The organism is Roseomonas sp. AR75 (assembly GCF_005222815.1).
GTDB lineage: Bacteria > Pseudomonadota > Alphaproteobacteria > Acetobacterales > Acetobacteraceae > Falsiroseomonas.
Genome location: NZ_STGB01000002.1, coordinates 487,732 through 511,450, shown reverse-complemented (window position 1 = coordinate 511,450; position 23,719 = coordinate 487,732). Strand labels below are relative to the sequence as shown.

The window sequence follows — 23,719 nt, the reverse complement described above, 5'->3', positions numbered from 1 at the left end:
GCCTGCGCCTCGGCCCTCTCCCTTCATTGGGGGAGAGGGTTGGGCGCGGCGCTTGGTATCGGCGGCGGCCTACACCACGCTCGGCCGCGTCTGCACCTCGCCCTCGCGCGGCCACCACGCCACGCGCGCCTCCCGCAGCGCCGCGCATTCCGTCTCATCGATCCCGACCAGATCCCGCAGCACCGCCCGCGTATCCGCGCCCAGCCCCGGCGCCGCGCGGAATCCCGCGCCCCCATGCGCGGACAGCTTGACCGGATCGCCCGCCACCTTCAGCCGCGACCCGATCGGATGGTCGAAGCCGACCAACATGTCTCGCAGCGCGACATGGGGATGTGCGAAGGCCTCCGGGATGCTCTGCACCTTCGCGCCCGGGATGCCGGCGGCGACGAAGCGGCGCTGCCATTCATCCGCATCGGCGTCCTGCATCGCCGCGCCCACCGCCGCGTTCAGCGCGGACTCGTTGGCCTGGCGATCCTCCTGCGTGCGGAAGCGCGGATCGTCGCGCCATTCCGGATGGCCGAGCACCTCGCACGCCTTCGTCCAGAACTGCGCGGTGATGCCCAGCACGAACCAGCGGCCATCGCGCGCCAGGAACGGCCCGTAGGGCATCGCGCCATTGCCGCCGCGATGCGGCGAGGCGGAGAAGCGCGCGCCGCCATGCACCTGCGGCACGCGATAGGCGTGCATCGCAAGCTGCGCATCGAGCAGCGCGATGTCGAGCGACGCGCCTTGGCCTTCCGCGCGCCGCCGCCGCAGCGCGACGAGGATACCGAGCACGGCATAGAGCGCGCCGCCGATGCCGCCGATCGGGTTGCCCCAGCGCACCGGCGGGTCATCCGCGTCGCCGGTGCCGGTGATGCTCATCCCGCCGCCGAGCGCCTGGATCGTGGCGTCATAGGCCGGCAGTGCCGCCCAGGGGCCGGTCTGCCCGAAGCCGGACACCGAACAGCAGATCAGCGCCGGATTGATCGCGCGCAACGCCGTCGCGTCGATGCCAAGGCGCTGCGCCGCGGCCGGCGTGTAGTTGTCGTAGGCGACGCTGGCGATGCGGACCAGCGCTTCGAACACGTCGCGCCCGCGCGGCTGCTTCAGGTCCAGGCAGAGGCTGCGCTTGTTGCGGTTGAGCCCGAAGGCATAGGCGATGTCGCGCGGCACGGGATCGCCCTCCGCCAGCACGGTCGGCGCCGGCTCCCCCCGCGGCGGGCGCTCGATCTTCAGCACCGTCGCGCCGAGATCCGCGAGGATCTGCGTGCCGAAAGTGCCGGAGGGTTCGTCGCCGCACATCTCCAGCACGAGATGCCCGGCGAGCGGCCCGGCGCGGCCGGCGAGCGCAGCGATCGCGTTCATGCCACCGCGCCCGCCTCGCGCAGCGCCGCGATGCGCGCGGCGTCGTAGCCGGGCAGCGCGCCCAGCACCGCATCCGTGTCGGCACCCTTCGGCACCGGCGCGCGCTGGGGCAGGGGGGCTTCGCCGGCGAAGCGGATCGGATCGCCGGCGACGAACACCTGCCGCCCGCCCGGCGCATCCAGCGCCACGCGCATGCCGCGCGCTTCCGCCTGTGGCTGCGCGAAGGCGTCCGCGATGTCGTTCACGCGCCCCGCCGGCACGCCGCGCGCGACCAGCGCCTCCTCCCAGGCTGCGGCGCTGCGCGCGAGGAACAGGTGCTCCAGCTGCGCATCCAGGGCGGCCTGGTTCGCCTGGCGCAGCGCCAGCGTCGCGAAGCGCGGATCCTCCGGCAGCGCCATCACCGCGCGGAAAGCCGGCCAGAAGTTGGACGCGACGGCGATCACCAGCCACGCGCCGTCGCCGCAGCGGAACGGGCCGTAGGGCACCGCGCCCGCGCCGCCGCGCCGCGGCGAGGGCGTGTCGAATGTCGCGCCCGCACCGAAAGCCTGCGGCACGCGATAGGTGTTCAGCGCGAGCTGCGCATCCAGCAGCGCGACCTCCACCGCCTGGCCGCGTCCCGTGACCGCGCGTTCCTCCAGCGCCGCCATCAGCCCGATCGCGGCATAGAGCGAGCCCGCGATGTCGCCGACCGGCACGCCCCAGCGGCAGGGGATGGAGCCGGGCTCGCCCGTGCCGGTGATGCTCATGGACCCGCCGAGCGCCTGCACAGCAACGTCGTACGCGCCGACTTCGGCCCAGGGCCCGCTGCTGCCGAAGCCGGAGATGGCGACGCTGACGATGCGCGGATTGACCGCGGCGAGCGTCGCATGGTCCAGCCGCAGGCGCTGCATCACGCCGGGCCGGAAATTCTCGTAGACAATGTCGGACTGGCGCACGAGGTCGAGGAACACCGCGCGCCCTGCCGCACTCTTCAGGTCCAGGCAGATGCTGCGCTTGTTGCGCGCCAGCGACCAGGTGAAGCCTTCCGCTTCCGTCACCGGTGCGCCCGGCGGCTTTTCGGGCCAGGGCGGCTCGGCCGGCGGCGGCTGGATGCGGATGACATCCATGCCGAGATGGCCCAGCAGTTCCGTGGCGAAGGGCCCCGCCACGACGGTGGAGAGATCGAGCAGGCGCAGCCCGTCGAGCGACGCCGTCATCGCGTCTCGCGCGGGAAGATGGAGCGGGCAATCAGCATCTTCATCACCTCGCTGCTGCCGCCGGCGATGCGGCGCACGCGCGCATCCACATACATCCGCGCGACCGGCGCTTCCGCCATGTAGCCCCAGCCGCCATGCAGCTGCAGGCATTCATCCACCATCCGGCATTGCAGCTCGGTCGTGAACAGCTTGGCGCAGGCGGCCTCGTCCGTGGTCAGCACGCCCTGCATGTGGCGGACGATGCACTGGTCCAGCAGCGCCCAGCCAGCCACGAGCTGCGTCTTCAGCTCCGCCAGCCTGAACTGCGTGTTCTGGAAATCCGCCAGGCGCTGGCCGAACACCATGCGCTGCTTCACGAAATCCACCGTCATGTCGAAGGCCTTCTGGGCGCCTGCCATGGCGATGGTCGCGATCGAGAGCCGCTCCTTCGGAATCTCGTGCATCACCTGCGCGAAGCCGCGATTTTCCTCGCCCAGCAGGTTCGCCACGGGCACGCGGACGTCGCTGTAGAACAGCTCCGCCGTGTCGGAGGCCTTCATGCCCATCTTCTTCAGCCGCTTGCCGCGCGAGAAGCCGGACCGGTCCGCCTCCACCAGCAGCAGGCTGACGCCCTTCGCGCCGAGCTCCGGCGCGGTCTTCACCACCGTGATCACCAGGTCCGCGTTGATGCCGTTGGTGATGTAGGTCTTGGCGCCGTTGATCACGTAGTGGTCGCCCTCGCGCCGCGCGGTGGTGCGGATCGCCTTCAGGTCGCTGCCGGCATCGGGTTCGGTCATCGCGATGGCGCCGATGATCTCGCCGCGCACCATGCCCGGCAGGAAGCGGCGCTTCTGCTCCTCCGTGCCGAGCATCTCGACATAGGCGGCGACGATGTCGGTGTGGGTCTGGATGGTGAAGCTCATCTGCCCGGTGTAGCCGAGCTCCTCATCCACCACGCAGAGATAGAGGAAATCCGCACCCGCACCGCCGTATTCCGGGCTGACCGTTGGGCAGAGCAGCCCCGCCGCGCCGGCCTTGCGCCAGAGCTCGCGCGGGATGATGCCCTCCTCCTCCCACTGCGCGATGTGGGGCATCAGCTCTTCCGCGAAGAAGCGGCGCACGCTGCGGCGGAACTGCTCGTGCTCCGCCTCGTAGATCGTGCGGCCTTCCATCATGCCTTGGCGGCCTCGGGCGGCGCGGGGTTCACGTAGCCCTGCAGCAACGTGCCGGAGACGAGGGTGGACAGCTCCTCGAAGCTGAACAGCGCGCGGTCCGCCTTGGTCACGGCCGCCTTCAGCTCCGGCTCGTTGTAGATGCCGACCATGCCCGCTTCCACGCGGAAGGCCTGGCCGTTCACATGCGCTGCGGCATCGGAGACCAGCCAGGCGACGAAGGGTGCGATGTGCTCCGGCCCGCCCATGGTCATCACCTGCTCGAAGCGCGCCTGGGTGATCAGCCCCGCCGCGAGGCGCTTGCGGAAGCCCTCCTTCACTGCCTCGTCCAGCGTCAGCCGCGTGGCGGCGGAGGGGCACACGGTGTTGCAGGTGATGCCGTAGCGGCCGAGTTCGCGCGCCATGGCGCGCGTCAGGCTGAACAAGCCGCCCTTCGCCGCGCCGTAATTCGCCTGGCCCACCGTGCCGCGCCACGCCTCGGAGCCCATGTTGACGATGCGCCCGCTGCGCGCATCCCGCATCGCCTTCGCGGCGTGGTGGATCATGCTGTAGGCACCGCGGAGATGCACGGCGACGACCGCGTCCCAATCCTCCACCGGCATGTTGAAGATCATCTTCGGACGCAGCACGCCGGCATTGTTGACGAGGATATCGAGCCGGCCCCAGCGATCCAGGCACGCCGCAACGGCGCGGCCGCAGGCCTCGTGGTCGGCGACGGAGGCATCGATGGCCATGGCCTCGCCACCAGCGTCGCGGATGTTCGCGGCGGCTTCCTCCGCCGGCGAGCCCGCTTCCGGCGCGCCATCCTTCGCGCCGCCGGGATCCATCAGCGCCACCCGCGCGCCCTCGGCAGCCAGCGCCTGCGCGATGGCGAAACCGACGCCGCGGGCGCCGCCGGTGATGATCGCCGTCCTGCCGTCCAGCCGCATCCTGTGTCCTATCGGTTCGAGAGCACGACGGTGCCCGCCGCGGCGAAATGCCGCCCTGGTCCGTGCACCAGGCTGAGGTTCAGATCGCGCACCTGCCGCGCGCCGGCCTCGCCACGCAACTGCGTCACCGCCTCGATCAGCGCGAACATGCCGTAGCGCCCGGTATGCACGTGGGATAGGCCGCCGCCATTGGTGTTCATCGGCAGCGGACCGCCGGGACCGGTGTGATAGACCACGCGGCCCTCCGCATCGCGCGTGGTCTGCGCGACGAAGGGCCCGCTCTCGCCCTTGCCGCAGAAGCCGAGGTCTTCCAGGAACATCATCGGGGTGAAGGAGAAGGCGTCGTAGAACATCAGGTGGCGGAAATCCGCGGCCGTCACGCCGGCTTCCGCGAAGGCCTGCCGCGCCGAGACCACGGTGCTGTCCGATGTCGTGAAGTCGCGCATCATCGCGACCTGCCGATGCGCCGAGCCTTCGCCCGTGCCGATCACCCAGACCGGCGGCTTCGGGAAATCCCGCGCGCGCTCCGCCGCCACCAGCACCAGCGCGCCGCCGCCATCGGCGACCAGGCAGCAATCCAGCAGGTTGAAGGGCCAACACACGACGCGGGATGCCAGCACATCCTCCGGCGTGATCGGCCCGGCGTCATGCATCATCGCCTTCGGGTTCAGCAGCGCCCATGCGCGCGTCGCCGCCGGCACATGCGCCATCTGCAGCTTGGTCGTGCCGAATTCGTGGAAGTGCCGCAGCACCGGCAGCGCGAACAGCGTCGCGGCGCCGGCGGCACCGTAGGGGGCCTCGAACTGGCCGGCGGGGCTCTCCGCGGTGCCGCCGCGTTCCATGTCGATCCAGGACCGCCCGCTCTCGCCATGCACGATCAGCGCGACCGAGCAGTAGCCCGCCGCGATCGCCGCCGCCGCATGCCGCACCTGGATGATGGCGGAGCAGCCGCCGACCGAAAGCCCGTCCACGTAGCGTGGCACGATGCCGAAATACTCCGACAGCTCGTTCGGATCGGCGACGGAGGAGAAGATGCCGTCGACATCCTTCATCGCGATGCCCGCGTCGCGCAGCGCATTGCGCGCGGCCTCCGCATGCAGCCCGAGCCGCGAGAGATGCGGCAGCTTGCCGAGCCTGTCGGTCTCCGCCGCGCCGACGATGGCGACCTTGCCACTCATGGCGCTGGCCGGAACACGGGCAGGGTGACCTGCGGGGTCACGGCACGGAAGCCGACGACCACGGGCATGTCGATGCGCAGCGCTTCCGGCGTCGAGTCCGCAAGGTCGATGTTGGTCAGCAGGCGCGGGCCTTCCTCCAACTCCACCACCGCGATCACATAGGGCACGCGGTCCTCGAAGCCCCTGGCCGGCTTGTGGTTGATGACATAGGTGTGCAGCCGCCCGCGCCCGCTGGCCTCCCGCCAGGCAAGCCGGCCGCTGCCGCAATGCGGGCAGATCGCGCGCGGATGGAAATGCGGGCGGCCGCAATCCTCGCACCAGGGCAGCAGCAGCCGCCCTTCGCGCGCCGCATCCCAATAGGGTTTTGTCTCCGGCGTCGGCACGGGCAGCGCGCCGCGATAGGCTTCGGTCATGCCACCACCACGCGGCCGTTGTTGAGCACGACGGCATCGCGCGCCGGCACGCGGGCGCGCAGGCGCCATTCCGCGCCGGCTTCCCACAGCTCCACGCGGATGGTCTCGCCGGGATAGACCGGTGCGCTGAAGCGCACATGCAGTTCGCGCAGCCGCGCGGGATCGCCGCCGCAGATCGTCGCCACCACGGCGCGCCCCGCGATACCATAGGTGCAGAGCCCATGCAGGATCGGCCGCTCGAAGCCCGCGCGCGCGGCCACGGCGGGGTCTGCATGCACCGGGTTCCAGTCGCCGGACAGGCGATAGATCAGCGCCGCCTCCGGCCGCGTCGCGATCTCCTGCACCATGTCCGGCGCACGGTCGGGGATGGCGGGCGGCCTGGGCTGTTCGCGCGCCGGCGCGCCGCAACCGCCATCGCCACGCAGGAAGGAGGTGGTGCTGCGCACCGCCAGCAGCGCGCCGGTCTCGGCGTCGCGCAACTCGCGTTCCTGCATCAACAGCGCGCCCCTGCCGGGGCCCTTGTCGATGATCCCGGTCACGCGGTTGGTGCCGACCACGCGCCCTTCGGGCGGCAGCGGCGCATGGATCACGAGGCCCTGCTCGCCATGCAGCGTGCGCACCCAGTCGATGCCGGTGCGGGGATCGCGTGTCCAGGCGCCGGGATTGCCGAGCACCACGGCCATGGTGGGGAAGGCGATCAGCCCGTCCTCATAGACGTAGCGCAGCGCCCGTGGATCGGTGGGCTCCGCGCCGATGCCGAGGCCGAGCGCGTAGAGCATGGCGTCGCGCCGCGTATAGGCCTGCTCCACCGGGGTGAAGCGCCAATCCATCACGGCGGCGACGTCCAGCATGAAGGCGGTGCGCTCCCTATGGCCCTTGCCTCGATGCTACCGAGCGGTAGAATCACTGTCAAACCCCTGGGGAGGGTCGCATGGGTCCGCTCGACGGCGTGAAGGTGATCGAGATGGTCGGCGTCGGGCCGGGTCCCTTCGCCGCGATGTGGCTGGCCGACATGGGCGCCGAGGTCATTCGCATCGGCCGTCCCGGCGCGCGCTGGAACCAGACGCGCGGCGATGTGCTGAACCGTGGGCGGCGCTCGCTCGCGGTCGATCTCAAGCGCCCCGGCGCGGCCGCGCTGGTGCTGCGCCTGGTGGCGCAGGCGGATGCGCTGATCGAAGGGTTCCGGCCCGGCGTGATGGAACGCCTGAGCCTTGGGCCGGAGGCGTGCCAGGCGCGCAACCCGCGTCTGGTCTATGGGCGCGTCACCGGCTGGGGCCAGGACGGCCCGCTGGCGCAGCGCGCCGGCCATGACCTGACCTATCTCGCGACCACCGGTATCCTTGCGTCTATCGGCGCGGCGGAGCGGCCGGTGCCGCCGCTGAACCTGCTCGGCGATTTCGGCGGCGGCGGGATGCTGCTGGTGGCGGGCATCCTCGCCGCGCTGGTCGAACGCCAGCGTTCCGGCCGCGGCCAGGTGGTGGATGCGGCGATGACCGAGGGCGCCTCGCTGCTCGCCGCGATGATCTGGGCCTATCACGGCAAGGGTTTGTGGCGCGAGGCGCGCGAGCAGAACCTGTTCGATGGCGGTGCGCCGTTCTACGGCACCTATCGCTGCGCCGACGGCAAGTGGCTCGCCGTCGGCGCGATCGAGAAGGAGTTCTGGCACCTCTTTCTTGACCGCTGCAGCATCGCGGATGCCGAACTGCGCGAAGCCGCGCATGATCGCGCGCGCTGGCCGGAAATGCGTGTGCGCCTGGCCGCGATCCTCGCGACGCGGCCACGTGCCGATTGGCTTGCGGCGGCCGAGGACAGCGATGCCTGCATCGCGCCGGTGCTCGGCTTCACGGAAGCGCCCGCCGCGCCGCAGGCCGCAGCACGCGGCGCCTTCGTGGAGGTTGCGGGCGTGACGCAGCCCGCTCCAGCGCCGCGCTTCTCGCGCACTCCCGGCCGCGTGAATTCGCCGCCGCCGACGCCAGGCGAACACAGCCGCGCCATCCTGGCCGACTGGGGCTTCGCGGCGCAGGAGGTCGAGGCGCTGGAAGCCGATGGCGTCGTCGTGCAGGGCGATCCCGCGGCTCAGCCGTCTGGGCGCGGTCCCGCCGCTTGACACCGGCGCCAGCCAAGGTCTTCAATCCGCCAGAACCTACCGTGCGGTAGGATCGGGAGGACGGCCATGCCGGATGAGGGCGGCCAGGCACGGGATTCGCTCACCGCCTCGCTCGGGCGCTTCGCCGCCGCCCTGCGCTTCGAGCACCTGCCCGAAGCCGCCATCGCACGCGCCAAGGCGAACATGCTCGACGCGATCGGCTGCATCCTCGCCGGCGTGAACACCGCCGATGCAACGCCGGTGCGCGCGGTGGTCGCGGCCGATGGCGGCGCGGCGGAGGCGCTGCTGTTCGGCACGACGCTGCGCCTGCCGCCCGCTGCGGCGGCGCTGGCGAATGGCGCGGCGGGGCATGCGCTGGACTACGATGATTCCTCGCCGCCCATGATCGGCCATCCCTCCGTGCCGCTGGTCAGCGCGATCTTCGCGCTCGCCGCGCGCAACGGCGCCGGCGGCGCGCAGGCCGTCACCGCCTATGTCGCGGGGCTGGAAGCGGCGGCGCGGCTCGGGCGGAACATGAACCCCTCGCACTATGCCGCGGGCTGGCACGCGACCGCGACGCTCGGCACGCTGGCGGCGACGGTGGGCGCGGCGAAGCTGCTCGGCCTCGATGCGCGCGGCGTGCGCATGGCCGTGGGTATCGGCGCGTCATCGGCCGCTGGCATCCGCCGCAACTTCGGCTCTGCGGTGAAGCCGCTGCATGCCGGGCTCGCCGCGCGCAACGGCGTGGTCGCGGCGCTGCTGGCGGCGAATGGCCTGGTGGCCGATGCCGATGCGCTGGATGGCGAGCGCGGCTTCGTGCATGTGTTCGGCGGCGCCGACCGGCCCGATCTCTCCGCGCTGCGCTACGATGACGGCGCGCTGCTGGAAGTCGTTGCCAGCGGCGTCGGCATCAAGCGCTATTCCTGCTGCGGCTGCACGCATTCGGCACTGGATGCGCTGCTGGCGCTGCGCGCCGCGCATGCACCCGATCCGGATGCGGTGGATTCGATCCACTGCACCATGAACGCGCTGGTGCCGGACATCCTGGTGCACCATCGGCCGGAGACGCCGGCACAGGCGAAGTTCAGCATGGAATACTGCCTGGCCGCGGCGCTGCTGGATGGCGATTGCGGCATCGCGCAATTCAAGCTGGACCGCGTGACGCGCGCCGACGTGCAGGCGCTGCTGCGCCGCGTGACGACCGCGGTGGACCCCGCCATCGCGTATCGCAACGGCGTCTATCCCGGCACGGTCACCATCCGCCTGAAGGACGGGCGGGAGTTGGTCGGCCGAGCCGAGGAAGCGAAGGGCCACCCCGACTTCCCGCTGTCGCTCGATGAGTTGCGCACGAAGTTCCTGGACTGCGCCACCCAGACCATTCCGCTGCCCCAGGCCGAAGCCGCCTTCGCCGCGCTCGCCGCGCTGGAGACGGCGCCGCGCCTGAACGACATCGCCGCCCTGCTGGAAGGCTGACCCGATGCAAGACGACACCACGCCGCTCCACCGCGTCCTCGGCATCGGGCTGCATCCGCGCAGCGCGAAGCCGCGCAAGCAGGGCATCACCATGGTGATCGACACCGGCTACAACTGCGCCATGGTGGAGAGCGTGCTGGCGCTCTACGGCCACATCATCGACATCGTGAAGCTGACGGAGCTGCACCTGACCAGCCCGGTCGGCGAGATCAGGCGCAAGGTTGCGCTCTACAAGGCGGCCGGCGTCGGCGTGCAGCCCGGCGGGATCGTCGTGGAACTCGCGCGGCTGCAGCACAAGGAAGACGAGGTGCTGGACCGCCTGGCCGCGCTCGGCTTCGACCATATCGAGGTCTCTTCCTCCTCCACGACGCAGCGCGAACAGGAACAGGAAGCCGCCTTCGTCGGCGATGTCGCGCGCCGCGGCTTCACGCCGATCGGCGAGGTCGGGAAGAAGTTCTCGGAAGGCGACAAGACCCGGAAATCCGACACCGAGCTCGACATCGAGGAGACGGTGGCGGAGTTCCGCACGCTGCTCGCCGCCGGCGCGCCCAAGGCGTATTGGGAAGGCCATGTGCTGCGCCGGGTGATGGGCGACACGGCGGCCGACATCCTCGCGCGCCATCCGCACGGCACCGACCAGGTGCTGGAGGTCGCGCGGCAGGTCGGGCAGGAGAACATCATCTTCGAGGTCTCCTCGATGATCCCCTATGTGCAGCGGCGCGCGCAGCAGTTCTGGCTGGTGCGGCTGTTCGGTCCCGAGGTGAACATGGGCAATGTCCGGCTCGAGGAGGTGCAGTATCTCGAGCATGTCCGCCTCGGCACCTGGCCGGTCTTCGGCTTCGGCCCGCTCGGCGACCACCCCTACATGCAGGCGCTGGAGCGCACCCAGGGCGCGCTGCCGACCGATGCGTGGTGGAACGCCATCCCGGTGCCGCCGCGCAAGACGAGCTGACCGCGCGCGCAGCGCGGCAGAAGGGAGGAGATCGAGAATGCGCCGTCGTCACGCCCTCGCCTTGCCGGGCCTGCTGCTGCTGCCGCATGGCGCATCCGCGCAGGAAGCCTACCCGTCGCGCGCCGTGAAGCTGGTGGTGCCGTACCCGCCCGGCGGCACCACCGACATCATGGCGCGCGTGCTGGCGCAGCGCCTGTCGGAACGCTGGGGCCAGCCGGTGGTGGTGGACAACCGGGCCGGCGCCGGCGGCAGCATCGGCACCGACTATGCCGCGCGCCAGGCGCCGGATGGCTACACGCTGGTGATGGGCAACAGCGCCTCGCACGGCGCCAACGTCCTGCTCAGCACGACGCCCACCTACGATCCCGTGCGCGACTTCGCGGCGATCTCCATGCTGGCGGTGGTGCGGCAGATGCTGGTGGTGCATCCGTCTGTGCCCGCGACCAGCGTGCGCGAACTGGTCGCGCTGGCGAAGGCGCGGCCTGGGCAGCTCACCTTCAGCTCCTCCGCGATCGGCGGCGCGCCGCATCTGGCGGGCGAGCTGTTCAAGCTGGTCGCGCAGGTGGACATCCTTCACGTGCCCTACAACGGCGCGGCGCCGGCGCTGAACGCGCTGCTCGGCGGCAATGTCTCCATGCTGTTCGGCTCGGTCCCGACCGTCGCGGAGTTGTCGAAGACCGGGCGCATCCGTGCGCTGGCCATGGCCTCCGCAACGCGCTCCTCGCTGGTGCCGGAGCTGATGACGATGGCCGAGGCCGGCTATCCCGGCGTGGAGATGGACAGCTGGAACGGCCTGCTCGCCCCGGCGGGCACGCCGCCCGCGGTGATCGCGAAGATCAATGCGGACCTGATCGCGGCGCTCGCCGGCGCGGAGATGCAGGAACGCCTGGCGAAGCTGGGCTTCGAGCGCGCGACCGGCACGCCCGAGGAACTCGCGACGCATATCAGCCGCGAACTGGTCCGCGTGCGCCGGCTGATCGCCGACGCCAAGATCAGTGGCTGACCCTCTTCCGGCGCCAAGCCCGCGTCGCTATCCTACCCTACGGTAGAAGTTCGCAGGGCGCCGGATGGAGAGTGCAGCAGAGCCCGCCGCGGAAGCGCGCGAGGATCCGCGAGAGGCAAAGCGCCTTGCGATCCTGCGCGCCGCCGCGCGCATCTTCACCGAGCGCGGCTACCACACGACATCGGTCGCGGACGTCGCGGAGGCGCTCGGCGTCAGCAAGCCCTTCCTCTACTACTACCTGAAGAACAAGGAAGACATCCTCTTCGCCTGCTCGCGCATCGCGACGGAACAGCTGCATGAGGTGCTGGACCAGGTGCGCAGCGCGCCCGGCACCGGCTGGGACAGGCTGCGCCTGCTGTTCCGCGGCTATGCGCGGGTGATGTGCACCGATTTCGGCATCTGCCTGATCCGCAGCACTACGCCCGGCTCCCTGCCGCCGGAGTTGCGCAAGCGGCTCTATGCCGGCAGGCGGCGACTGAACAGCGAGGTGGAGCGCATCATCGCGCAGGGCATCGCGGACGGGTCCATCCGCAGCCTGCATCCGCGCATGGCGAGCTTCGCGCTGTTCGGCGCCTTCAACTGGATCAGCAACTGGTACAGGTCCGACGGACCGATGGCGCCGGAAGGCATTGCGGACGCCTTCCTGGACCTCTTCGCGCGCGGCATGGCGCCGTCCCGAGAGGATCGCGGAGGCGACTGATGCGGGTGCATGACTGGTTCGAGACGCATGCGACCGCGCGGCCCGATATCGTCTTCCTGCGTCGGGACGGAAGCAGCGTTTCCTATGCGCAGGCGGATCTCTGGGCCAACCGGCTGGCGAATGCGCTGATCGCGCGCGGCGCGCGCATCGGCGACCGCGCTGCCTGGCTCTCCGGCAACACGCCGGAGATGGGCATGATGTTCCTAGGCATGTCCAAGGCCGGTGTTGCGCCGGTGATGCTGAACCGGCACCTCGCGCCGCGCGAATGGCTGTGGATCCTGCGCGATGCCGATCCCTGCATGGTGTTCGCGCAAGGCGAGGGGCATGTCGCGGCGATCGAGGCGCTGCGGCCGGACCTGCCGCCGGGTCTTGCCTGCGTCGCCCTCGACGCCGCCCCGCCGCCGGGCTGGATCGCCGGCGCCGCCCTGCTCGACGAAGCGGCGGAGACGCGGCCGCGGCGCGACGTTGCGACCGATGACCTCTACTATCTGATCTACACCAGCGGCACGACCGGCCACCCCAAGGGCGTGATGCTGAGCCACGGCAACATCATCGCGCATGTCGAGCAGAGCATGGCTGCGTCCTCCGCCGCGCGGCAGCCGGGCAGCCGCGCACTGGTGGCGACGCCGTTGTACCACGCAGCCGGCGCGCTGCGCATTGCAACTGCTGCGATCAACGGCACCACCATCGTGCTGACCGACCGCTTCGAGCCGGAAGCCTTCGTCCGCTTGCTGGAGCAGGAGCGCATCAATACCTGCAACATGGTGCCGGCCATGCTGCAGCGCCTGCTGGACGAGGTGCCGGACATCGCCACGCGCGATTTCTCCGCGCTCGAGGTCATCTACTACGGCGCAGCGCCGGTTTCCGTGCCGCTGCTGCGCCGCGCGCTCGATGTGTTCCGTTGCGACCTGATCCAGGGCTACGGGCTGACGGAATCCACCGGCGGCATCGCCTATCTGAACGAGGTGGATCACCAGAAGGCGCTGGCCGGCCGGCCGGAGCTGCTGCGTGCCACCGGACGCGCCGTGGTGCTGGCGGAGATCCGCATCGTCGACGAGCAGGATCGCGAGGTGCCGCGCGGCACGGTGGGCGAGCTCGTCGTGCGCGGCCCGAACGTGATGAAGGGCTACTGGCGAAATCCGGATGCCACCGCGGAGGCGTTGCGCGGCGGCTGGCTGCATTCCGGCGACGCTGCCAGCATGGATGAGGACGGCTACATCACCCTGCATGACCGCCTGAAGGACATGGTCGTCAGCGGCGCCGTCAACATCTATCCGCGCGAGATCGAGAACGCGCTGGCCGAGCATCCCGCCATCGGCGACGTCGCCGTCATCGGCGTGCCCGATCCGCGCTGGGGGGAAGCGCTGCTGGCCGTCTGCGTGCTCCGCGCCGGTGCGGAGCAACCGGACGATGACGCGCTGATCGCCTTCTGCCGCGAGCGTCTCGGCGGCTTCAAGGTGCCGCGCCGCTACGCCTTCGTGGATGCGCTGCCGCGCAACGCCTCGGGCAAGGTGCTGAAGCGGGTGCTGCGCGAGCCCTACTGGTCCGGCGAGACGCGCGGCATCGCCTGATCGCGCGCGAACCAGGCCGCCAGCGCGGCGAAGCACGCATCGAGCGACCGGAACAGCGCGAGGTCGGGGTCGGCCTCGGCTTCCGTCGTGCCAGGGCCTTCCAGCCACTGGCTCATCCACACCAGGCACACCGGCTTGCCGTGGCGCCGCGCTGCCTCGCCGAGGAAGGCGATGTTGTCGGAGCGATACGCCTTGCCCCAGGGGCAGACCAGCGCGCCGATGCCGGGATCGGCGAGCAGCGCTTCCACCACGCCGCGCAGCATCGCGGGATTGGCGGTGACCTGCGCCGTCGCGTCGCAGGGATTGCGTGGCGCGGCGAATGCGGGAAGCACGGCGCGCAGCGCCTCCACCGTTGTCGGTGTCGGCGGTGGCACCGCCACGCCATGTCGCGCCGCCGCATCGGCCGCGAGGATCGCGGTGCCGCCGGAACCCGAGGCGATCGCGACGCCGCCCGCCTGCGGCCGCGCCGGCGCCTTCGCCAGGAAGCAGGCGGTCTCCATCAGCGCCTCGATGCGCGTCACCGGTACGAAGCCCGCTTCGGCGCAGAGCGCGGGGAAGCGTTCGGGCGGCGTCACCACGCTGCCGGTGTGCACCAGCGCCTGCGCCGCGCCGACCTCGCTGAGCCCGAGCCGGCACGCCGCTACCGGCAGTCCGCGCGAAGCCGCCAGGCGTGCTGCGGCGACAAGACGTGCCTCGTCCTCCAGCCCCTCCCAGGTCAGCGCAACGGCCGCGCAGGAGCCGGTCTCGGCCAGTGCGGCAAGCCAGTCCGCCACGTCCACGTCGCAGGAGTTGCCGCAGGTCAGCACATGGGTCAGCGCCACGCCCCGCTCGGCCGCCTGCGAGAGCGCGAGGCCGAGCGCGCCGGATTGCGCGACCAGCCCGATGCCGCGCGGGCCCGGGCGCGGGGCGGGGAATTCGGGGAAGCCCGCCAGCAGCCCCGCGGGCAGCACCGCATAGCCCGCGCAGTTCGGGCCGACGATCCGCATGCCGGATTCCTGCGCGATGGCCGCGAGCCGTGCCTGCGCCGCCCGGCCTTCCGCCGTCTGCGTCTCGGCATAGCCCGCGGCATAGATCACCACGCCGCCCACGCCGCGCCGCGCGCAATCCGCGACCACAGCCTCCACCTGCGGCGCGGCGAGCGCGACGATGACGACATCCGGCACCTCCGGCAGCGCGTCCAGGGACGCATGGCAGGGCAGGCCGGCGATCGCCGCGTAGCGGCCGTTCACGGGAAACACGCGGCCGGAGAAGCGCGCGAGGTTCGCCAGGCTGCGCGCGCCCATCGAATTCGCCGTGGGCGACGCACCGACCAGCGCGACCGAACGCGGCGCCAGCAGGCGCGCCAAGTCACCGGCACCGTAGGGCTGGCGCGACACGGTCATGGCGGGCTCCCCGACGATCTACCCAACGGTAGGCAAATCACCGGCGATGGCCAAGCCCGAGGCCGATCCGCTGTTGACACGCCGAAGGCCGCTGCGGTTCAGTAGCCACAAATCTACCGCACGGTAGGAACATGGCGGCGCACCAGCCCGCCAAGGGGGAGGAGGACGCATCGTGACGCAGTCCCGTCGTTCGCTGCTGATGGCCACGGGCGCCGCCCTGTTCGCGCAGCGCGCGCAGGCCCAGGGCAGCTTCCCCGACCGGCCCGTGCGCCTCGTCATTCCCTTCCCGCCGGGCGGCCCGACCGACCTGATGGGCCGCTTCCTCGGCCAGCGCCTGGCGGCCTATTGGGGGCAACCCGTGGTGATCGACAACCGCGCCGGGGCCTCCGGCACGCTGGGCTCCAACATCGTCGCGCGCGCCGCGCCGGACGGCTACACGCTGGTGTTCAGCAACAACGCCACGCATGGCGCGATCGAGCAGCTCAGCCCACGCAACACGCCCTATCGCACGCTGACGGATTTCACGCCGATCGCGCTGATCGGCATCGCGCCGCTGATCATGATCGCACGCGCCAGCCTGCCGGTGGACGATGCGAAGGGCTTCGTCGCGCTTGCGCGGCAGCAGCCAGGTCGGCTGACCTATGCCTCCGCCGCCTTTGGCAGCGCGCCGCATCTCGCCTCGGAACTGCTGAAGCTCGCCACCGGCATCGACATCATCCACGTGCCCTTCAACGGCGCGGCGCCGGCGACCCAGGCGCTGATCTCCGACAATGTGGATATGTACATGGGCGGCGCCTCCACCGTGCGGCCGCTGATCCAGAGCGGGCGCGCCAAGCCGCTCGGCGTGGTCTATGCGGAGCGGCTGCGCAGCTGGCCCGACCTGCCGACTCTCGCCGAGCAGGGCATTGCCAACGTCGCCTATGATTCCTGGTACGGCCTGCTGGGCCCGGCCGGCATGCCGGCGCCGCTGCTCGCGCAGATCAGCGCCGCGGTGCGCCATGTGATGGACGGCGAGGAGGTGCGCCGCCAGCTCGAGGTCTATGGCCTCGAACGCAAGGTCGGCGCGCCGGAGGAGCTGACCGAGGTGATCCGCCACGAGATGGCGCGCACCGCGGAGGTGATCCGCGCCGCCGATCTGCGCGTGGAGTAGCGATGCGCGTCACCTCCCGCTTCGATGCGGAGGCCACGGCGCGTGACGTCGTCGCCGGCCTCGACCTGCGCGGGCGCACCGCCCTCGTCACCGGCGCGGCCGGTGCGATGGGGCAGGAGATCGCGGCGGCGCTGTCCGGCGCCGGCGCCCGGGTGGTGATGGCCGATGTGGAGGAGGCGAAGCTGCGCGACGCCGCTGGGACGCTCGCTGCGGAGGCGGTGCCCCTGGACCTGTCGGCACTCGGCGCGATCCGCCGCTTCGCGGCTGCCTGGCGGGGTCCGCTGCACATGCTCGTCAACAATGCCGGCGTCATGGCCTGCCCGGAGCGTCGCACGGCCGAAGGGCATGAGCTGCAGTTCGGCGTGAACTATCTCGGCCACTGGATGCTCGCCACGCAGCTTGCGCCGGCGCTGGAACAGGCTGCGCAGGAGTCCGGCGAACCGGCGCGCATCGTCTCCGTGAGTTCCATCGCGCATCGTCGCTCCGACATCCTGTGGGAGGATTTGGACTACCGCCGGCGCCCCTATGACCGGTGGGAGGCGTACGGCCAATCCAAGACCGCCTGCGCGCTGCTGGCGATCGCGGCTACCGAGCGGCTCGGCGCGCGCGGGATCGCCTGCAACGCACTCAACCCCGGCGGCGCCATGACCGGGCTGATGCGCCATCTCTCCACGGAGGAGATGCGCGCCAATGGCTGGCTCGACGAGAATGGCCGCCCGCCCGCGCGGTGGCGCAGCGCCGCGCAGTGCGCCGCCACCGCCACCTGGGCCGCGACGGCGCCGGACCTGCTCGGCATCGGTGGCCTCTATCTGGAGGAATGCCAGGAGGCCGCGCCGGCCCATCCCGACCGGCCGATGCAGGGTGTGCTGCCGCATGCCCGCGACCCCGCCAGCGCGCATCGCCTGTGGGAATTGTCGGAGGCGATGACCGCCTGATGCGCGCCCTGCTGGTGCGGGAATGGACCACGCCGGAGGGCCTGCTGCCAGCCGACCAGCCCATCCCCGTGCCTGGCCCGCGGCAGGTACTGATCCGCGTGCGCGCCGCCGCCGTCAGCCATGCGCTCTCGCTGCTCATCGCCGGGCGCTACCAGCGCAAGCCGCCGCTGCCCTTCATCCCCGGCAACACGGCAGCGGGCGAGGTGGTGGCCTGCGGTGCCGGCGCCACGCGCTTCAGGCCCGGTGCGCGCGTGCTCGTTGCGATCGAGTACGGCGCGCTCGCCGAATACGCGGCGGCGCATGAGGCGAATGCCTACGCAATCCCCGACAGCATGGATTTCGCGCGCGCGACGGCGCTCAACACGTCCTACAACTCCGCCCTGGCGGCGCTGACCTGGCCGCATGTGCTGGGCGTTGCCGAAGGGCAGCAGCTGCTGGTGCATGGCGCTGGCGGCGGCGTCGGCAGCGCGGCCTGCGAGATCGGGCGCAACCTGGGCGTCACGGTGATCGCGACCGCCGGCACGGAAGCGAAGCGCGAGCATGCGCTGGCCAACGGGGCGCGGCATGCCATCGCGTCCGATCCGGCGGCGCTGAGGGCGCAGGTGATGGCGCTGACCGGCGGCGAAGGCGTGCATGCCGTTCTGGACCCCGTCGGCGGCGCGCTGTTTCGCGAATCGCTGCGCTGCCTTCGCCCGGAAGGCCGCATCTGCCCGATCGGCTTCGCCGGCGGCCAGATCCCGGACGTCGCGGCCAATCTGCTTCTCGTGAAGAACATCGCCGTCTGCGGCCTTTACATGGGCTGGTACAAGATCGACGCGCGCGATGCGCAGGAAGCCCGCGTGCGCGCCCTGTTCGACCGGCTCGGAACCTGGTGGATGCAAGCGCGGCTGTCGCCGCTGCTGGCCGCTCGCTTCCCGTTGGACCAGGTCGCCGAGGCCTTCGCGGCGGTGCTCGACCGGGACCGCATCGGCCATGTGGTGGTCGAGCCTTGATGCGCGGCGCGACACGCTGCGCCCCGCTGCCCCGCCGCCCGAGCGGCCGCCGCAAGTGGGGAGCTTGCTGAGCGAAGCCTCGCGCTACCGTGACACGTTTCGTCACCGTCGATGTCGTGCGGTAGGGCAGGCGGCGCCTTGCTTTCCCGCGCTGCGGGTGCGAAAGCCGCCGGGCCTGGGCATTGACCCGGCGCGACTTCTGTTGGAAACCCTGGTAGCAATCTTATGTTGTTGTCCGGGCAAGCGCGCCGGAGGGTTTCCCAACGGCGCAACCTTTGCCGGTCCCGCAGGCAGTTCCCGGCAGCAAGGCGACGCTGCCCATCGCTCCGAACCGAACGCAACACTTCTGGAATTCCATGTCCGATATCGACCGCGTCTTTGCCCGACTGGGTGGAGGCTCGCAGGCCTCGACCGAACAGCGGGAGACGCGCCGCATCCCGCGCAAGGGCGGCCTGACCGGCAACCGCGTCGTGGAAGTTGTCCGCCTGCCCTCGCGCGGCAGCGCGGCCCCCGGCAGCGACTCGCGCCGCAACGACTTCCAGGTGCGCGCGCAGAGTTGGGACCAGGGTTTCCCGGCGCATGCCGCCACGACGCCGAAGGCGCCTGCAGAGCGGGCAGCGGAGCAAAGTGTCGCCGCCGCGCCGAAGGTGCACGTCATGCCGATGTGGGAGCGCAGCGGCGTGGAGCCGGCGGCGGAACCACCACCGCCGCCGCCGCGCCTTCGCGCGAAGCGGAGCGCGGAGCGCGGTGCCTCCGCCCACCCCGCCGAACGCCGGGTCGCCGATCCCTTCGACGCCGAGGATGACGGCGCGAACTGCCTGCGCTGCGGCTATCTCGTCGAGCCTGCGCGGGAGAAGCGCGGCCTGATGACCTGCGCTGCCTGCGGCTGATCAAACGCCCTCGGCGAGCGGACAGCCCTAGACTGCCGGCGGATCGACGCCGGCTGCTCGCCGACGCCCCCTCACGGCGGCCCGCAAGTCGGAGCTTCGTGCCCCGTCTCACACCAAGCGCATGAAGTTCCGACCTGCGCCCGCCGAAGGCGGGCGAGGCCGCGAATGCGGCCCGCCGCCTATGTGGCGAGCCAAGCGCAGCGCCGGCGATTGAGCGCACGAAGGTGAAACCTTCATGCGCTCGGCATCAGTCGCCGGCCGCAGCCTTCTGCAGGCGCCGCATCCTCACCAGCGCGCCCTGCCCGCCCGCGGTGGCCTTGTAGAGGTCCAGCTCCTCGAACTCCTCGGCGTCGGGCGGCGTGATGGCGAGGTCGCGATACGCCAGCCGGTCCGGCGCACTCGCCACCGCCTTCAGCATGCGCCGGATCGGCAGGTAGAAGCGCAGGTATTGCGAGGCCTTGCGCAGCGTCTCCGCGGCATAGCGCGGGTAGAAGACGAAGCGGCTTTCCACCGGCATGCCGTGCCTGCGGTCGCGCCGGAACTTCAGGCGGAAGGCGCCGCCTTCCAGCGGATGCACGCCCTCGTAGCGGACCATCAGCGTGAACCACAGGATGGTGGTCAGCGTGGTCTTCAGCCGTCCCTTCGGATTCGCCGCGACGCGCCGCAGGATCGTGCGGATGTGCTCGGGCGTGTAGTACGCGTCCCAGGCCGAGCGGTAGGCGTCCTCCCATTCCGTGTCGCTCATGCGCGGGTGGTGCGCGACCCGGTGGTTCAGGTCGTATTTGTTCAGGTCGGGGTCCATCCACACGCCCTTCCCGAACAGCGTCTTGTGGTCCTCCGAGCCGGGCAGCGGGGTGAGGAAGAAGAACTCCAGGATATCCAGCGGCAGTTCGCGCTTGATGATCTCGACATCGCGCAGCACCGATTCCTTCGTGTCGCCGGGAAAGCCGATGATGTAGCCGGCATAGGTGATCGCGCCCGCGTCGCGCCAGGCCTGGATCATGGTGCGGTATTCGGTGATCTTGTTCTGGTGCTTCTTCGCGCCGATCAGGTTGTCCGGGTTGATGTTCTCCAGCCCGATGAACACGCGCCGCACGCCCGCGCGCGCCGCCTTTTCCACGAAGCCGGGGATCTTGTGGCACAGCGTGTCCACCTGGATGGTGAAGCCGAGCTTCATCTTCTCCTGCTCGCGCAGCAGGATCAGGCGGTCGAACAGCGGCTCCCACGCCTTGTTGCGGGCGAAGTTGTCGTCGGTGATGAAGAAGCGCTTGATGCCCTGGGCGTAGTTCTCCCGGACGATGCGCTCGAGGTCGTCGGGGGAGCGCACGCGGCTCTTGCGTCCCTGCACGTTGATGATGGTGCAGAAGCTGCATTGATAGGGACAGCCGCGGCCGAGATCGATCGAGGAGAGCGAGCCGGAGGTGCGCACCAGATGCTGCGCCGGCAGGATCGGGGGCGGCTCGCCTTCCAGGTTGGGCAGCGCGTCCATGTAGTTGTAGAGCGGCTGCAGGGTGCCGTGCCAGGCGTCGCGGAACACCTGATCAAGCCGGCCTTCCTCCGCCTCGCCGGCGAAGAAGGCGATGCCCATGTCCTGCGCCGCACGCATCTCCGGCGGCATCTCCGGCAGCATCGCCAGGCAGCCCGAGACATGGAAGCCGCCGATCATCACCGGCAGTCGCGCGGCCAGGAAGGGGCGCGCAAGGTCCACCGCGCGCGGGAACTGGTTGGACTGCACGCCGACCAGGCCGATCAGCGCACGCCCGCCGCTGCGCCGGATCATGCGGATGATGCGATCCGGCCGGACGCGGCGGTTCGTCTCGTCGAAGGTGTGCAGGCGGATCTCGACGCCAGGTCCCAGCACCTTGCGCTGCACGGCCGCCTCGGCGAGTCCGTTCAGCGCTGCCAGCGTGTTGGAGGGGATGGCCGAGCGGATCCACTGGATGACATAGCCCTCGTCGTCGTAGTGCGACGGCTTGATCATCACGAAGTGGAAGAGATCCTCGCCTGCACCGCCGTTCTGTGACGATACCCGGCCCGAAGCGCCTGACTGCCCGCCCATCGAAGCACCCCCCGGATCACCCCGCCGCGGCGCGGCAGGTCCCGAAGGCTGCTGCAACACGTATCCACGGGCGGTGCAAGCTGCATCTTCGGCGGCATGACCGGCCCGTGATGCCGGGGCGGCGACCAGCAGCCCCGGCGGTCTGATTCGCGCAGATCGGCGCACGCGGCCTGCCTCGCGGCGCGCGCCCTGCGCGGGCCTGCCGCCTGGGTCGTCGGCTGCGTCCGCGGGCGGATCAGTAGCGCCGCAGCAGCCCGATCAGGCGTCCCTGCACCCGCACCCGATCCGGCCCGAAGATTCGCGTCTCGTAACTGCGGTTCGCGGGCTCCAGCGCCACGGAATTCCCGCGGCGGCGCAGGCGCTTCAGCGTCACTTCCTGCTCATCGACCAGCGCCACCACGATGGAGCCGTTCTCCGCCGTGTCGCCGCGGCGGATGATGACGGTGTCGCCATCGAGGATGCCGGCCTCCACCATCGAGTCGCCCGCGACTTCCAGCGCGTAGTGCTCGCCACTGGCCAGCATGGCCGCCGGCACCTCGACGCTGGCGCCGGAATCGCGCAGCGCCTCGATCGGCAGGCCGGCGGCGATCCGCCCATAAAGAGGCAGGTGGACCGCCGGCGCCTCGTTCGCGGCCTTGGGAACGCCCGGCAGATTGGCGGCGAAGTTGCCGCGAATGACATTCGGCGCGAAACCGGCTGCGGCAGCCGAAGCCGCGGGCGCCGCCTGCGCGGCAGCGATGGCGCCCCGCGGCGCCAGATTTTCCGGCAGGCGGATCACTTCCAGGGCGCGGGCGCGGTGTGCCCGGCGGCGCAGGAAGCCGCGCTCCTCCAGCGCCGTGATCAGGCGGTGAATGCCGGATTTGGACTTCAGCCGCAGCGCTTCCTTCATCTCCTCGAAGGAAGGCGAGAAGCCGGTGTCACGCAGGTGCCTGTCGATGAACATCAGCAACTCGTGCTGCTTCCGCGTGAGCATGCGTCCTCCTTCCCGCCGCCGCTGTGCCCCCCTGGCAGCAGCCGGCGAACAAACGGGGAATCAGTTCGCGTGTTCTAGGTAGGTTCTCCGCGTCGCGTCAAACCTTTTCCACAGGCCCTGTGGGAAAAACGGATCAGATGCCGAACTGACCCAGCGGAATGGCCTCGACCTCGGCGCCCACGGGCAGGGCGGCTGCGTTCGGCGGGCGCAGGATCAGCGCCTCCGCCCGCGCCAGGGTCGCCAGCATGGAACTGTCCTGCACCGGATAGGGCGTGGCGACGGGATGCCCCGCCGCGTCGGCCGAGAGGCTGGCGCGCAGATGGTCGAAGCGCTTGTCGTTGGCCGCCAGCGGCGCCCCGGCGCGCACCAGCATGGTCCGCGGCGGCGCGGCCGGCAGGCCGGAGAGCACCGCCAGCGCCGGCACCAGGAACTGCACCGCGCAGACCAGTGCCGAAACCGGGTTGCCCGGCAGCCCAAGCACCGGCGTGCGTCCGAGCCGTCCCCAGATCAGCGGCTTGCCCGGCCGCATCGCGATCTTCCAGAAATCCAGCGCGAAGCCTTCCGGCCCGAGCGCCTGCTGCACCAGGTCGTGCTCGCCCACGCTGGCGCCGCCTGTGGTCACCAGCATGTCGCAGGCCCGCGCGGCAGCGGCCGCGGCCGCGATCGCGTCGCGGTCGTCGGGCGCGATCGGCAGGATGATCGGCGCGCCGCCCGCCGCGCGCACCAGCGCCGAGAGCGCGTGGGCGTTGGAGGAGACGATGCCGCCGGCGGGTATCGGCTCGCCGGGCAGGGCGATCTCGTCGCCGGTCGCCAGGATGCCGATGCGCGGCTGGCGGTGCACCGTCAGCCAGGGATTGTTGCCGGCGGCGGCGAGGCCGATGTCGCGCGCGGTGAGGCGGCGCCCGGCTGGCAGCAGCGTGTCGCCGGCCGCGAAGTCCAGCCCTTTGCGGCGGACCCAGCGACCCTGCTTCACCGCCTCCTTCACCAGGACGCGACCGTCCGTTTCCTCGGCATCCTCCTGCAGCAGGATCGCATCGGCGCCTGGCGGGACGAAGCCGCCGGTGAAGATCCGCACGGCCTGTCCCGGCCCCACCGCGCCGGCGAAGGGATGCCCGGCCGGCGCGCTGCCGATCACATCCAGGCGCGCGCCCTCCGCGCCGTCCGCCGCGCGCAGGGCGTAGCCATCCATCGCCGAGACATCGGCCGGCGGCTGCGTCAGCCGCGCCGGCACCGGCCGGGCCAGCACGCGGTTCCAGCCCTCGGCCAGCGCGACGGTCTCGGCCGGCGTGGGCTCCAGCGCGGCCAGGATGCGGGCGCGGGCCTCTTCCAGCGCGAGCAT

Annotated in this window: 21 protein-coding genes; 10 read left to right on the top strand and 11 right to left on the bottom strand. The window is 71.1% G+C overall.

The window, feature by feature from the left end:
• Window positions 1-69 precede the first annotated feature (69 nt).
• From E4T13_RS10370 to E4T13_RS10340, 7 genes are read right to left on the bottom strand one after another with little or no spacing between them, the layout of a single operon-like run.
• Window positions 70-1,347: a CaiB/BaiF CoA-transferase family protein gene (locus E4T13_RS10370; RefSeq protein ID WP_137178189.1), complete on the bottom strand. Its 1,278-nt coding sequence runs from the start codon at window positions 1,345-1,347 to the stop codon at window positions 70-72.
• Window positions 1,344-2,543: a CaiB/BaiF CoA-transferase family protein gene (locus tag E4T13_RS10365; RefSeq protein WP_137178188.1), complete on the bottom strand. Its 1,200-nt coding sequence runs from the start codon at window positions 2,541-2,543 to the stop codon at window positions 1,344-1,346. The genes E4T13_RS10370 and E4T13_RS10365 overlap by 4 nt, the downstream gene beginning before the upstream one ends.
• Window positions 2,540-3,697: an acyl-CoA dehydrogenase family protein gene (locus E4T13_RS10360; RefSeq protein ID WP_137178187.1), complete on the bottom strand. Its 1,158-nt coding sequence runs from the start codon at window positions 3,695-3,697 to the stop codon at window positions 2,540-2,542. Before E4T13_RS10360 ends, E4T13_RS10365 begins: the two co-directional genes overlap by 4 nt.
• A complete protein-coding gene (locus tag E4T13_RS10355; protein ID WP_137178186.1) occupies window positions 3,694-4,623 on the bottom strand; it encodes an SDR family NAD(P)-dependent oxidoreductase in 930 nt (309 codons plus the stop codon). The genes E4T13_RS10360 and E4T13_RS10355 overlap by 4 nt, the downstream gene beginning before the upstream one ends.
• A gap of 8 nt (window positions 4,624-4,631) precedes the next feature.
• Window positions 4,632-5,801 carry a thiolase C-terminal domain-containing protein gene (locus tag E4T13_RS10350; RefSeq protein ID WP_137178185.1) on the bottom strand — a complete coding sequence of 390 codons (1,170 nt, stop codon included), beginning with the start codon at window positions 5,799-5,801 and terminating at the stop codon, window positions 4,632-4,634.
• Window positions 5,798-6,214, bottom strand: coding sequence for a Zn-ribbon domain-containing OB-fold protein (locus tag E4T13_RS10345; RefSeq protein WP_137178184.1), 417 nt, complete (start codon window positions 6,212-6,214; stop codon window positions 5,798-5,800). Before E4T13_RS10345 ends, E4T13_RS10350 begins: the two co-directional genes overlap by 4 nt.
• Window positions 6,211-7,065, bottom strand: a complete 855-nt coding sequence (locus E4T13_RS10340) for a MaoC/PaaZ C-terminal domain-containing protein (protein WP_137178183.1) — start codon at window positions 7,063-7,065, stop codon at window positions 6,211-6,213. The genes E4T13_RS10345 and E4T13_RS10340 overlap by 4 nt, the downstream gene beginning before the upstream one ends.
• A gap of 80 nt (window positions 7,066-7,145) precedes the next feature.
• Between E4T13_RS10340 and E4T13_RS10335 the strand changes: the two genes are divergently transcribed.
• From E4T13_RS10335 to E4T13_RS10310, 6 genes are all read left to right on the top strand, one after another.
• Window positions 7,146-8,321: a CaiB/BaiF CoA-transferase family protein gene (locus tag E4T13_RS10335; RefSeq protein ID WP_137178182.1), complete on the top strand. Its 1,176-nt coding sequence runs from the start codon at window positions 7,146-7,148 to the stop codon at window positions 8,319-8,321.
• 66 nt (window positions 8,322-8,387) lie between these two features.
• Window positions 8,388-9,773 (top strand): MmgE/PrpD family protein, encoded by a 1,386-nt coding sequence (locus tag E4T13_RS10330; protein WP_137178181.1) that lies wholly within the window; start codon window positions 8,388-8,390, stop codon window positions 9,771-9,773.
• A gap of 4 nt (window positions 9,774-9,777) precedes the next feature.
• Entirely contained in the window at window positions 9,778-10,725 is a 948-nt protein-coding gene (locus tag E4T13_RS10325; protein ID WP_137178180.1) for a phosphosulfolactate synthase, read from the top strand.
• 37 nt (window positions 10,726-10,762) lie between these two features.
• Window positions 10,763-11,728 (top strand): tripartite tricarboxylate transporter substrate binding protein, encoded by a 966-nt coding sequence (locus E4T13_RS10320; protein ID WP_170984917.1) that lies wholly within the window; start codon window positions 10,763-10,765, stop codon window positions 11,726-11,728.
• 64 nt (window positions 11,729-11,792) lie between these two features.
• Window positions 11,793-12,428 (top strand): TetR/AcrR family transcriptional regulator, encoded by a 636-nt coding sequence (locus E4T13_RS10315; protein ID WP_137178178.1) that lies wholly within the window; start codon window positions 11,793-11,795, stop codon window positions 12,426-12,428.
• The gene (locus E4T13_RS10310) at window positions 12,428-13,999 is read left to right on the top strand and encodes a long-chain-fatty-acid--CoA ligase (RefSeq protein ID WP_137178177.1); all 1,572 of its coding nucleotides are present in this window, start codon (window positions 12,428-12,430) and stop codon (window positions 13,997-13,999) included. The genes E4T13_RS10315 and E4T13_RS10310 overlap by 1 nt, the downstream gene beginning before the upstream one ends.
• On the opposite strand, the gene E4T13_RS10305 is transcribed toward E4T13_RS10310, so the two are convergent.
• Window positions 13,966-15,381 carry a CoA-binding protein gene (locus tag E4T13_RS10305; RefSeq protein ID WP_137178176.1) on the bottom strand — a complete coding sequence of 472 codons (1,416 nt, stop codon included), beginning with the start codon at window positions 15,379-15,381 and terminating at the stop codon, window positions 13,966-13,968. The genes E4T13_RS10310 and E4T13_RS10305 overlap by 34 nt on opposite strands.
• A 172-nt stretch (window positions 15,382-15,553) precedes the next feature.
• Here E4T13_RS10305 and E4T13_RS10300 point away from each other — a divergent pair, with 172 nt between their 5' ends.
• The 4 genes from E4T13_RS10300 to E4T13_RS10285 all read left to right on the top strand — a co-directional run bounded on the left by E4T13_RS10300 (window position 15,554) and on the right by E4T13_RS10285 (window position 19,348).
• A complete protein-coding gene (locus E4T13_RS10300) occupies window positions 15,554-16,531 on the top strand; it encodes a tripartite tricarboxylate transporter substrate binding protein (RefSeq protein WP_137178175.1) in 978 nt (325 codons plus the stop codon).
• Between the two features lie 2 nt (window positions 16,532-16,533).
• Window positions 16,534-17,466: an SDR family NAD(P)-dependent oxidoreductase gene (locus tag E4T13_RS10295; RefSeq protein WP_137178174.1), complete on the top strand. Its 933-nt coding sequence runs from the start codon at window positions 16,534-16,536 to the stop codon at window positions 17,464-17,466.
• The gene (locus E4T13_RS10290; RefSeq protein ID WP_170984916.1) at window positions 17,466-18,458 is read left to right on the top strand and encodes an NADPH:quinone oxidoreductase family protein; all 993 of its coding nucleotides are present in this window, start codon (window positions 17,466-17,468) and stop codon (window positions 18,456-18,458) included. Before E4T13_RS10295 ends, E4T13_RS10290 begins: the two co-directional genes overlap by 1 nt.
• Before the next feature lie 356 nt (window positions 18,459-18,814).
• A complete protein-coding gene (locus E4T13_RS10285) occupies window positions 18,815-19,348 on the top strand; it encodes a hypothetical protein (protein ID WP_137178172.1) in 534 nt (177 codons plus the stop codon).
• Between the two features lie 247 nt (window positions 19,349-19,595).
• Here E4T13_RS10285 and E4T13_RS10280 read toward each other — a convergent pair whose 3' ends face one another.
• The 3 genes from E4T13_RS10280 to glp form a co-directional block, all read right to left on the bottom strand.
• Window positions 19,596-21,329, bottom strand: a complete 1,734-nt coding sequence (locus E4T13_RS10280) for a radical SAM protein (protein WP_137178171.1) — start codon at window positions 21,327-21,329, stop codon at window positions 19,596-19,598.
• Between the two features lie 313 nt (window positions 21,330-21,642).
• On the bottom strand, window positions 21,643-22,380 hold the full coding sequence (gene lexA / locus E4T13_RS10275; protein ID WP_137178170.1) for a transcriptional repressor LexA: 738 nt from the start codon (window positions 22,378-22,380) through the stop codon (window positions 21,643-21,645).
• A 133-nt stretch (window positions 22,381-22,513) separates the two neighbouring features.
• Complete coding sequence (gene glp, locus E4T13_RS10270) at window positions 22,514-23,719, bottom strand: gephyrin-like molybdotransferase Glp (protein ID WP_137178169.1); 1,206 nt, start codon at window positions 23,717-23,719, stop codon at window positions 22,514-22,516.